Origin of the sequence: Acinetobacter calcoaceticus ANC 3811 (genome assembly GCF_000399665.1) — a bacterium.
GTDB classification, from domain to species: Bacteria; Pseudomonadota; Gammaproteobacteria; order Pseudomonadales; family Moraxellaceae; genus Acinetobacter; species Acinetobacter calcoaceticus_B.
Genome location: NZ_KB976986.1, coordinates 1,064,446 through 1,076,755, shown reverse-complemented (window position 1 = coordinate 1,076,755; position 12,310 = coordinate 1,064,446). Strand labels below are relative to the sequence as shown.

Here is a 12,310-nt window from a genome sequence, read left to right as displayed (position 1 = left end):
ACTCCTTTACGCTTGTTGAAAGGGGTTAATAGCAACCCAATGCTTTTCTACATATGCAATACATGAAGCACGCGTATCCGGTCCATGCTGAATATCCCACCCCGATGGCACCTGATGTTGAGCAGGCCATAAACTGAACTCACCTTGTTGATTTTTTAAAACCTGAAAAGACAAACTTTCATTATCGAAAGGATTAATATAGTTTTCCTGTAAGTTGCTCATGATATTGTTATCCTTGATGAAACAAATGGTTATAGTGAAAGAGTTTTTTGCAATGCCTTAAGCAAGTCAGTACGCCAGTTCACGGCATCATGTCCGCCCTGAAAAGTGTGAAAACTCACTTGATTGAATGATTGCAATTGTTGATAAAGCTGAAGGGCATCGTCCCGCATATCGGTTTCATACGTGCCGGCACTGATATAAATTTGAGTTGTTTTTGATAATTGATGAGATACGTTTTGAAGCAGTTCTAAAATATTACCTTTGTGTTTTTGCCCTAAAATACTGTTTGAAAAATCTGACCACCAATAAGATCCAGATTGCAAAATCAGTGAAGTAAAAATGGTCGGAAGCAGCAAAGCGCTATGTAAAGCACATAAACCACCTAAACTTTGACCACATAACGTAATGTCTGTTTTAGAAATAAAAGAATATTCTTTTAAGAGTATTTCAATAAGTTCATCAACCAGCGCCTGACTAAACGCATCATGACAACCATAATCTTGTTGGCGTTGTTGACTATTTAAACTATGAACAAAAACATAAGCTGCTGGACGAATCTTATTTGAATCAGTCAAATGTTGAATTTCGGGCAGAATTGAAAGCTCTCGGCTCCAGATTTGACCATCAAGCAATATAACGAGTGGCAAGTCTTCTTGAGCCGATTGATGACTAATAAAAATGTCGACCAAATAGTCTTGTTGGCATAAGCGACTTGACCATTGGAATGTCTTTGTAATTGGGCAATTGCTTATTAAATATTTTGTGTTTTCGAGTTGAATTTGATTGATGTATCGGGCCAGATGTCCTGTATAAAACTCATATTGGTTAAATGAGTCAATTTGAGAATTTTGTTTAAGCTGTGTTTGCCACCATAAGCGGCGTGTTGCCGAACAATCTGTTTCTGGCGCTTCTTCACTAGCGGTCACTACAACATAACTACCAGTCCAAGCTAGGGGCAGCTCTATTTCAAAGAAGTACACATCTGTCCCAGCTATATGGCTAAAACGATTCCACTTTTGATAGATAGAAGGGCTCTGTGAATAGATATCAATATAAACAAAGATACTTTCTTTAGGCTCAGGACTACGCCAAACAAAGGTACAGAGCGCTTTATTTTTTTGTAGGTTAACTAGCGGACTACCTATTTTTTTAACGGTATTCCACCAGACCTCACTCCCAACATTGAGTTGTTGAAATAGGGGATGTAAGGGATGAGAAAATGGCTTCATTTTGAGTCCATCTCGACAAGAAAGCGCGGTCAAATTAACAAAATGATTCTCATTAGTAAATGAAAACAATTATCATTATAATCAATAAAAAAAGATGGGTTTTCTTAAAATTATTAAAAATCAATTAAATAAGGAGGATTCTTGGTTAATAAATAACTTGATTTAGATTGTAATCTTATGTTTGATATTTATCGCACTTGATAATAATGATAATTATTTGCAATTATGTGGCGGAATTTACTATTCGAGTCAAACTGGAGTAAAACATGAGCTCTACCATCGTAGTCACAGGTGCTGCAAGAGGTATTGGAGCTGCTATTGCAAAAAAATTATTGCAGCAAGGGTATCAAGTGATCGGCATCGACCGACAGGAAAATCCTGAACAATGGGAAATCACACAAAAGATAGAAAGCAGTGAAATATCGCGTTGGCAAGGCTTTCAGCAAGATATTACTGATCAAGAAACAACAGCGAAGCTCATTACAGATATTTTAAACAAACATAGCGTAACGGGTTTAGTGAATGCAGCGGGCGTTTTGATTATGCGTTCTATGCTTGAAGCAAAAACAGAAGACTGGCAAACACTTTTCGCTGTAAATGTCATGGCACCCATCGCAATTAGTCAACAACTTGCCAAGCACTTTTGTGAAAAAAAGCAGGGAAGTATTGTCACGATTAGCTCGAATAGTTCACGTATGCCACGTATACAACTTGGCATGTATGCAACGAGTAAAGCTGCACTCAGCCATTACTGCCGTAATCTTGCGCTTGAAATCGCACCCCACCAAGTAAGGCTTAATATTGTTTCACCAGGCTCTACGCTAACCCAAATGCAGCAGCAGCTTTGGACAGATAATTCACCTCCGCCTGCGGTAATCGATGGAGATTTAAGCCAATACCGTACAGGCATTCCTTTAAGAAAATTAGCCCAGCCTGAAGATATTGCGAATACGGTCAGCTTTTTACTTTCTGATCAAGCTGCACAAATTACCATGCAAGAAATTGTGGTTGATGGAGGAGCCACTTTAGGCGTTTAAACATTCATTCATTACAACAAAATAACTGTATAAGGAGTTGCGAGATGTCGGCACAGCATCCGTATTTTATCCAACGAGAAAATTTTACTGAAAGCCGCGTTGCACTAGCACAAGAAATTTTGAATTGTGGAAATGACGCAGGTTTTATTTTCACAACGCCAGAATACACCATCAATAGTCATCAAAAATTACGAGATATTCAAGTCGCTAAAAATAGCCTTTTAAAAGATTGGTTAGATGAAGCACGAGCTCAATTACAACTTGCAATTAATGACGGTTATAAAGACGTCAAAATTATGGGCGGATTACCATTTTGCTCGGCAGCCGATGTCAATTTAATGCTGATGCAAAATGCAAAAATCTATCAGAAAGTACTCTATGCACAATCCGATATTGATTTTGGTTCTTTATCTTTAGAAAAGGCTGATTATTTCCCTTTAGGTGAACATTACCAACAGCAAGTTGAATATTTAGTTCAGCAAATGCAAGCAAAAAAACTTGATAAAGCCGTACTTGCTCGTATTTTACAACTTGAATTTGAACAAAATATTCCCGTCTCGGACTTATTTTATAATTTAGCTAAGCATAATCCCGAAGGCTATAACTATGCAGTCGCGAGGCATCCTCAAAGTGAAGGGTGGTTTGTCGGTGCAAGCCCCGAACTCTTAATTGCAAAGCAAAATACAAAAATCTGGAGTAAACCGGTTGCTGGCACATTGGCTCGTGATGACGATCCAACCCTAGACCAAAATAACGCCAGAGCATTACTTGCTTCACAAAAAGATCAACATGAGCATGCACTCGTCATCGAAATGATTGCCGATGAGCTCACACCTTTTTGTAAGGAGTTAAAAGTACCTAAACAACCATCCCTGATTCGTACCAAACGCCTCTGGCACTTGGCATCACATATTACTGGCGAACTTAAGCAAGCCGATACACATGTTTTTGACTTAATTGAACGCTTGCACCCAACACCTGCAATTTGTGGGGAACCTAGTCCGATTGCTAAAGAATTAATTCAGCAACTTGAACCATTTAACCGTGAATTATTTGCAGGAACTATGGGCTGGGCAGATGAACAAGGTAATGGTGAATGGTCGGTGACTGTTCGCTGTGCCCGAATTTATCAAAACATTACTCGTTTATTTGCTGGTGCAGGGATTGTGGAAGCTTCTCGTCCACAAGCTGAACATGCTGAAACTGCGGCTAAATTTCGAACTGTGCTGGACGGATTCCAGATTTCACCAAATCAATTACTACGATAAGGAATAAATAGATGACAACAAAGAATTATTTAAAGGGCGCTGTGCCATATCCAGCAGAATTTGCTGAGATTTATCGTAAAAAGGGTTATTGGCTTAGACAAAACCTGAGTGATTTCTTGCGTGAAAGTGCTCAAAAATACCCGCAAAATATTGCAGTATATGATGGGGATAAAGCCATTAGTTACGCTGAGTTTGATCATTTAGTTGATTACTGTACAAGCCATTTATATCAACATGGACTAAGAGCTGGTGACAAAGCGGTTGTACAAATGCCGAATCACTATCAGTTCTATGTTTTATTTTTTGCACTAATCCGGCTTGGTGCTTTACCTATCATGTCTTTGCCTGCCCATCGATATGCCGAACTCAGTAGTTTTTTCAAACAAACCGAAGCAAAAGCTTATTTCTGTGCTGATTTTGGTGCACAAAAATTTGACTACCGAGAGCTAGCTGAAAAGCTTCAGCAAACTGCTCTTTGCTTAGAACATGTATTTGTCCTTGGAAATGCCGACAAATTTGTAGCAATTCAAAATCTATTAAAAGAAACCAATATTCTAGATGAGGCGATTGCACCGACTACGGCAGATCAGGTTGCTTTTTTACAACTTTCAGGTGGAAGTACCGGTGTTCCTAAATTGATTCCACGTACTCATGATGATTATCTCTACAGTGTGCGTGAGAGCGCGAAAATCTGCCGTCTTAATCAGGCATCACGTTTACTCATGGTTTTACCCGCGGCACATAATTTTTCAATGAGCTCGGCCGGTTCTTTAGGCATTTTTCATTCAGGCGGGGCTGTAGTTTTAGGAACTGACCCAAGCCCTGAAACTGCTTTTTCATTGATCAAAAAACACGGTGTGACTGATGCTTGCTTGGTTCCTGCTTTGGTTCGACCTTGGATGGATAAAGCAGCGAAAGATCAAGATCCAATATTGTCGACTCTACGTTGCTTACAAGTCGGAGGAGCGCGTTTACCCGATGCAGTTGCCACACGCTTGATTGATGAGTTTCAAGTCAATCTACAACAAGTTTTTGGCATGGCTGAAGGGCTGGTGAATTACACCCATTTTGACATGACAAAAGAGCAAATTATTCATACCCAAGGTTTAAAAATCTCACTAGATGATGAAATTTTGGTGCTGGATGATAATGATCAGCCAGTAGAAGCGGGAGACGTGGGGCATTTGCTGACTCGCGGTCCCTATACTATTCGTGGCTATTATCAAGCACCAGAGCACAATGCACGTTCTTTCACACCGGATGGTTTTTATCGAACAGGCGATTTAGTACGTATTCGCGAAGATGGCTGCATTGTTGTGGAAGGTCGTTCAAAAGAACAAATCAATCGCGCTGGTGAAAAAATTGCGACCGAAGAGGTTGAACAAGCTTTATTAACTCATCCACAAATTCGTCTAGCAGCACTGGTCGCTATGCCTGATGAAATCATGGGTGAAAAAAGTTGTGCCTTTATTGCATGGCAAGTACACGCTGATGATCCAAGCCCAATTCGCCTTGCAATGTCAGTTCGTCAACATCTAAAAGATTATGGACTTGCAACCTACAAAATTCCCGATCGAGTCGAATTTATCGAGCAATTTCCATATACAGCCTTTGGAAAAATCGACAAAAAAAGATTACGTCAACAATTTGAAACCAACACCAATGTTCTTGCTTAAAGATAAAAAAGGAAAAATTTGATGAGTATTCCTAAAATTGCTAGTTACAGCATGCCACAAGCGCACGAATTTACAGCGAATAAAACACATTGGCAGCTCCATACCAACCGCGCTGTTTTATTAGTACATGATATGCAGCAATATTTTTTAGATTTTTATGATCAAACTCAAGCGCCTATTCCAGAGCTCATTAAAAATACCAAAGAACTGATTGAAACTGCGCGTAAGTTTAATATCCCTGTGGTCTATACTGCACAGCCTGGTAACCAGACACCTGAACATCGCCAGTTATTAACTGACTTTTGGGGCACAGGCCTAAAAGATGACCCATATATTACCCAAATTTTGCCGGAAATTACGCCTGATAAAAATGATACTGTCTTAACAAAATGGCGTTATAGCGCTTTTAAATTTTCGCCACTCGAACAACTTATGCGTGAGTCAAATCGCGATCAACTGATCATTTGTGGTGTCTATGCCCATATTGGTTGCCTTATGAGTGCCGCAGAAGCTTTCATGCTAAATATTCAGCCGTTTTTATGCGGAGATGCACTCGCTGATTTTAGCCGTGAAGAACACGATATGGCTTTAAAATATACAAGTACACGTTGTGGGCAAGTCATGACAACTCAGCAAGTCACACGAGCTTGGGCGCTTGAACAAGCAGTCTCACCACTCACTGAAGAAGGTATTGTTTTGGCAGTGAGTGAACAACTTCAGATTCCAGCATCAGACATTCAGTTAAATGATGATTTACTCATGCTTGGACTTGATTCGGTACGCCTCATGACATTAGTGGGTAAATGGCAAGCTTACGGCGCACAGGTAAGCTTTGAAGATTTAGCTGAACAACCAACCCTAGAAGTTTGGATTGATAAGCTAGTCGCTTAAATTGAAAGAATAAAAAATGGCAGATTTAATATCTGCCATTTTTTATTCTAACTTTTAAAAGGATGTATTGTCCTTTTTGATACGGCTGTTAAATCTTAAAGTTCGACTCAGCCATAGTTTGCTCATTGACCACTGGAAACTCGGTAAACTATGAACTACAACAAAGAAGAACACAGTAAATAGCGGTACCAGTAAGGTACCAAACACGACACTACCAAATACGCTCATTCCAATTTCATATCTGCTCGCAGCGCCTGCACCAGTTGCAAAAATTAAAGGAACCACACCAGCACCAAAGGCAAGAGATGTCATCAAAATCGGACGTAAACGTAGCTTTAACGCTTCACTTGCCGCATCGATTTTACTTTTCCCTTGTTTGAGTGCTTGAGTCGCAAACTCAACAATGAGAATTGCATTTTTACAAGATAAGCCAATACCTGTTAATAGGGCAATTTGAAAGTAAACATCGTTAGGTAACTTAAAAATCCAAGCAAAAATAATAGTGCCTGTAATGCCTAGAGGAAGCCCTAATAAAATAATAAAAGGGACTTTCCAACTTTCATACAAGGCAGCCAGACATAAGAAAATAAACAAAATAGAAATGAGATATAAATAAATTGCTTGGCGGCTAGATTGTTGCTCTTGTAAAGAAAGACCACTCCATGCGACATCTATGCCAGACTGTTTACTGACCATATCACTTAACTGTTGCATTGCTTGACCTGAGCTAAAGCCAGAACTTACATTCGCTTCAAGTTGAATGGCAGCCAGTCCCATAAATCGGGTAAGAGCTTCTGGGCCACCTGTCCACTGACTTTGCGCAAAATGGGCGAGGGAAAGCATTCCACCTGTATTATTTCGTACATGCCAATACGCTAAATCTTCAGGTTTAGAACGAAACTCTGAATCACCTTGCATAATGATTCTCTTAATTCGACCTCGTTCAACAAAATCGCCAACATAGTTTCCACCCCAAGCAGTCGATAGCGTTGAACGAATTGCTTGTTGGTCAATTCCTAACATTTTGGCTTTATTTTGATCGAGTTGAATAAATACTTCAGCTTTATCTTCACTTACAAGAGGACTTAGATTTTCAAAGGCCGAATAATTTCGAGATTCTTTTTCTAAGGCTTTATATTGTTTAATTAATTCATCGCGCCCTCGACCATTTACATCTCTAAGCCAGAGTTCTAAAGCATCAGATTGACCTAAACCAGATACACTTGGTGGCATTCCTACCATGACTTTAGCTGGCAAGTTTTTTTGTAAATATGCTTGGGCACGTTCACGAATAGCACTCGCCGTATTGGCTTCACCTTTACGCTCATTCCAATGTTTAAGAGAAACAAAGGCCATACCTAAATTTGGACCGCTCCCTGAAAAGTTTTGTCCATTCACGACCAGTACGGTATTAATATTTTTGCCTTCATGTTCAAAGAAATAATTATTGACGATTCTTCCAATTTCTTCGGTCTGGCTCATTGAAGCACTGTTATGCAAACTATAGGGAACAACAAGTAATCCTTGATCTTCGTTAGGAATAAAGCTTGTAGGCAAACTGCGGTAAATCATAAATAAAATAACCGCGATGACCACAACCAACAGACTGGAAAATACTTTAAACTGGATTAAACGAACAGATAAAAAACTAAAAGCTGATCTGACTTTTTGAAGAGCAACTTCAAGTGCTTGTCCCCATTTGGGTTTTTTATTATGTTTTTTTAATAGAACTGCACACATCGCTGGTGTGATGGTCATGGCTACAAATAGCGATAACAACATGGCTGCTGCTAATGTAATAGAAAACTGTCGGTAAATCATACCCGTCGAACCACTAAAAAATGCCATTGGTATAAATACCGCGGTTAAGACCAGCGTAATACCCACCAATGCACCGCTAATCTCTTGCATCGACATTAAGCAAGCTTCACGTACACTCAGCTGTTGTTCGTGCATAAGCCGTTCCACATTTTCCACGACTACAATCGTGTCATCAACTAATAATCCAATCGCTAAAACTAGGGCAAATAGCGTAAGCGTATTAATGCTCATCCCAAATAAATACAACACCACAAATGTGCCACTAATGACGATGGGAACTGTAATGGTTGGAATAAGAGTTGCACGCCAATTTTGTAAAAAGAGATACATCACAATAACAACAAGAACGATTGCTTCAAGCAAAGTGATCATGACCTGCTTAATTGATTCTTCAATAAATGGTGTATTGTCTCGCGGATAAACGACTTTATATCCAGCTGGTAAATGCTGGCTAAGCTGAGCCATTTTTTCTTTAATAAGAGCAGAAGTCTCGATTGCATTGGCATCTGGGCTTAGAGAAATCCCTAAACCTGCCGATGGATAGCCATTAAGCGTATTAATACTTTCGTAATTTTCTGCCCCTAATTCGACTCTCGCGACATCTTTTAAATAAACAAGGCTACCGTCAACATTTGCTTTAACGACTACCGATTTAAAGTCATCTATTGTTTTTAAACGTGAACCTGCTTTTACTTTTGCATAAATATTTTGGTCAGAAGCAGAGGGCATTGCACCAATCGAACCCGCAGCAATCTGGGTGTTATAATCTTCGAGAGCCTTTTCAATATCACTCGGTACAAGTTGATAATTTCTAAGCTGATTTGGATTTAACCAAATGCGCATGGCATAGCTTGAACCAAAAACATTAACTTCACCAATGCCTTGCAACTGACTTAAAGGTTGTTCAAAGTGATTCACCATATAATCAGACAAATCAATATTGCTGGTTTTACCTGTTTCATCATATAGCCCCACAATAAGTAGCATATCGCCGGTGGTTTTCCATATGTTTACGCCTTGTCTTTGAACTTCCTCAGGTAAACGGTTTAATGCGCCATTAATTCGGTTTTGTACTTGGAGCTGTGCTTTATCAATATCTGTACCAATTTTAAAATGAATATCAATGCTACTCGTTCCTGATGATTCACTATAGGACGTAAAGTAAAGCAAATTATCCAGACCTTTTATTTGTTGTTCTAAAATTTGGGTCACACTTTCTTCGACTGTGTCAGCAGCTGCACCACGATAGTTCGCAACAACCGTAACACCCGGTGGAGCAAGGTTAGGGTAACGTTCGACAGGCATTGCTAAAGTGGCAAGAAAACCAAAGATAAGAATAGTGATTGCAATGACAGAAACAAAAATAGGGTGATAGATAAAAAATCGAGAGAGCATTGTTATGTCTACTTTAAGATTGTTTTAAATAGGTTTTTAGGCACACGAAAGTGTAATGGTAACGCTTTTTTACAGCACAAACAATAATGATTATCATTATATAACTAATAATTATTTTTATCTTGATCAAGAAAAGTCATGCGTATATGATGCTCGGCACATCATAAATGATAATAATTATCATGTGGTAATCATTATCCAGAATAAGGGCTGAGAAATGACGTTAACGAAAAAGGCGCTGGTGGTCGCCATCTCAACACTGCTTCCTTTCGCCGTTCAAGCAAATACAGATATTGAACAGCAGGGTAATAGTGAACCAGTTCAAAAACTTAAAACTATTGTGGTTTCTGCTGCATTAAAAGAACAAGACGTAGATAAAGCACCTGCATCCATTAGTGTGATCACGAGTGAGGAGATTGAACGCAGTGCAGCACTGAGCCTTGCTGATGTTTTACAAAAACAGGCTGGGGTTTATAACTATAATAGCGGTCAAGATAAAATCGTTATACGGGGAATGCTAAATACATCAGGCAATTACACACTCATTCTACTTAATGGCAAACGCATGTCATCTAATGGTGCCATGTGGCGTGGTAATGACTTTGACTGGAGTGCAATTCCTTTAAATAGTATTGAACGTGTTGAGGTTATTCGAGGACCAATGTCATCTCTCTATGGAGCAGATGCTATGGGTGGCGTAATCAATATTATTACCAAGAAAGCCGAAGACGGGCAGCTTCATGGTTCGGTCTTTGGACAATATAACCGAGCTGACCGTGGGAATGGTAAAGATCAATTCCGTTACGGATTTAACTTATATGGCGGTCTAACCGACAATGTAAGTTTTACTTTGGCCGGAGATGCTTATAATCGCGATGCATGGTATCGAAATGGCAAACCAGATCCAGATAGCGCTTACTTTGTAGAAAAAGACACCAAAAATGTAAATGGTACTTTAAGTTGGAATATTAATGACCAACAAACTTTAGACCTAGATTTGGGCTATAACAACGATAAACGCCCACTTACTCAAGATGCTGCGACCTCAATTCAAGAGTCGGAAATGAAGCGTACCAATGTAGGAATTGCTCACCGCGGAAAATGGGGTTGGGGGAAAACAGAGGCTTATATTGGAAAAGAAACAGCCAAAATTTATGACTACGACAGCGAATATGATGCACCACAAAGTCGTAATTATAAGCAAGAAAACTTAATTGGTCGTGCTTTCGCGAACTTTGACTGGGTAATGAATAACACCACAGCTGGTTTTGATTATAAAGATCAAAAAATTACAGACGTTGTGAGTTATATCGGTACAGGGAAAAACCAGCAAAAAAGTTACGGTGTATTTGTTCAAAATGATACCCATATTAATGATGCACTGACCTTAACTCTAGGTGGCCGTTACGACGACTTTGATGACTTTGATGGTAAATCGACCGGTAAAGCCTATTTATCTTATGAACTTGCTGAAGGTGTTGTCTTAAAAGGTGGTGTTGGTCAAGCTTATAAAGTTCCGTCTCCAGCACAGTTAGATATCAATTACTCAATGATTTCATGTGGCGGTAGTTGTCACATTCGAGGTAATCCAGACCTAGAACCAGAAGAAAGTACCAACTACGAAGCATCTTTAATTGTAACCCGTCCAAACTGGAATGCTGGAGTTACAGTTTTCCAAAACGATGTGAAAAATCTCATTGAAGCCATTACCTTAAGTGATGGAGACCCGCGTTTAGTGGGTGATTTTAGAAAAATCTGGACTAATGTAAGCCGTGCAGAACTTAAAGGAGTTGAGCTTACAGGTGGTTACGACTTCACGGATAATCTAGGTGTTAAGGCAAATGCCACTTACCTCGATGCAAAAAATAAAACCACAGGTAAAGACTTAACTGAACGACCAGAATGGCTGGCTAATGGTTCAGTTTCTTGGGCACCAGTTGAAGACTTCCGTGTAAATGCAGGCGTAAGCTACGTTGGTAAACAAATGTACTCTGCAACTAAAGAGTTACCAGCCTATACCACTTATGATGTGACATTTACTTCACCACTTTCGCCACGTTTAACATTGGACTATGGTGTAAAAAACCTAACCGATGTTGATCTGGAAGATAAAAACAAAACCTTTAATACTAAACTCTATGGTCGCAATTACTTTGTAAAAGCGACTTATAGTTTCTAAGTTAAAACTAAGCACAAAGCCTATTCGTAGGGGAATAGGCTTTGTGTTTTATTAAACAAATATCCATAATTTTCAAACCAGTATAGACAAAATAATTTTAAGAATTTCTATACTTTCAACATTAAGGCTAATTAATCATGACGGCAACTTCAAAATCATTATTAAATGGACTACCCATAAAAAAATCAAGAATACAGGTTTTCGAAATTTTAAATCAAAATCCACAAGGCTTAAGCGCTGTGAGTATTTATGCGCAAATTAAAAATGAACATAAAATTACGCTTGGAACAATTTATCGAATCTTATCTGAATTTGAAAATCGTAAGCTCATCAAAAGGGTTTTCTTAGGAAAAAGTAAAAGTATTTATAAGATCAGAAAAGATAAAATGAGCTGTAATCTAATTTGTCTTAAAACTTCGGAAGCCTCTAGCTTTGAACATGAGAAAGTTAAGGAATTACTTCATGAAGTCATGGACATTATTTTTGCCAATACTGGATCAGACATTAGCAGTATTGAACTTAATCTCTATACAGAATAAAAAGTTTAAATAGAAAAAAGGACAGCCTAAACTGTCCTTTTTTATTAAATTTG

The 12,310-nt window shown here is 38.9% G+C and carries 9 protein-coding genes and 1 pseudogene; 7 read left to right on the top strand and 3 right to left on the bottom strand.

Annotated elements, in window-relative coordinates; genetic code table 11:
• Window positions 1–6: 6 nt before the first annotated feature.
• Together F935_RS06290 and fes are read right to left on the bottom strand one after the other, a co-directional pair.
• Window positions 7–222, bottom strand: coding sequence for an MbtH family protein (locus F935_RS06290; protein ID WP_016138145.1), 216 nt, complete (start codon window positions 220–222; stop codon window positions 7–9).
• Window positions 223–251: 29 nt separating this feature from the next.
• Window positions 252–1,451, bottom strand: a complete 1,200-nt coding sequence (gene fes, locus F935_RS06285; protein WP_016138144.1) for an enterochelin esterase — start codon at window positions 1,449–1,451, stop codon at window positions 252–254.
• A gap of 266 nt (window positions 1,452–1,717) precedes the next feature.
• On the opposite strand from fes, the gene F935_RS06280 reads away from it, so the two are divergent.
• The 5 genes and pseudogenes from F935_RS06280 to F935_RS19000 all read left to right on the top strand — a co-directional run bounded on the left by F935_RS06280 (window position 1,718) and on the right by F935_RS19000 (window position 6,323).
• Window positions 1,718–2,488: an SDR family oxidoreductase gene (locus F935_RS06280; RefSeq protein ID WP_013197939.1), complete on the top strand. Its 771-nt coding sequence runs from the start codon at window positions 1,718–1,720 to the stop codon at window positions 2,486–2,488.
• 44 nt (window positions 2,489–2,532) lie between these two features.
• The gene (locus tag F935_RS06275) at window positions 2,533–3,756 is read left to right on the top strand and encodes an isochorismate synthase (protein ID WP_016138143.1); all 1,224 of its coding nucleotides are present in this window, start codon (window positions 2,533–2,535) and stop codon (window positions 3,754–3,756) included.
• 11 nt (window positions 3,757–3,767) lie between these two features.
• Entirely contained in the window at window positions 3,768–5,432 is a 1,665-nt protein-coding gene (locus tag F935_RS06270) for a (2,3-dihydroxybenzoyl)adenylate synthase (protein WP_016138142.1), read from the top strand.
• A 21-nt stretch (window positions 5,433–5,453) separates the two neighbouring features.
• Window positions 5,454–6,104: pseudogene (locus tag F935_RS06265) on the top strand (isochorismatase family protein); the annotation flags it as partial.
• Window positions 6,105–6,134: 30 nt separating this feature from the next.
• On the top strand, window positions 6,135–6,323 hold the full coding sequence (locus F935_RS19000) for a phosphopantetheine-binding protein (protein WP_235823111.1): 189 nt from the start codon (window positions 6,135–6,137) through the stop codon (window positions 6,321–6,323).
• Window positions 6,324–6,377: 54 nt separating this feature from the next.
• On the opposite strand, the gene F935_RS06260 is transcribed toward F935_RS19000, so the two are convergent.
• Window positions 6,378–9,539, bottom strand: a complete 3,162-nt coding sequence (locus tag F935_RS06260) for a multidrug efflux RND transporter permease subunit (RefSeq protein WP_016138140.1) — start codon at window positions 9,537–9,539, stop codon at window positions 6,378–6,380.
• Window positions 9,540–9,756: 217 nt separating this feature from the next.
• On the opposite strand from F935_RS06260, the gene F935_RS06255 reads away from it, so the two are divergent.
• The gene (locus F935_RS06255; protein WP_016138139.1) at window positions 9,757–11,718 is read left to right on the top strand and encodes a TonB-dependent receptor plug domain-containing protein; all 1,962 of its coding nucleotides are present in this window, start codon (window positions 9,757–9,759) and stop codon (window positions 11,716–11,718) included.
• Window positions 11,719–11,855: 137 nt separating this feature from the next.
• A complete protein-coding gene (locus tag F935_RS06250) occupies window positions 11,856–12,257 on the top strand; it encodes a transcriptional repressor (protein WP_016138138.1) in 402 nt (133 codons plus the stop codon).
• Window positions 12,258–12,310: the final 53 nt, after the last annotated feature.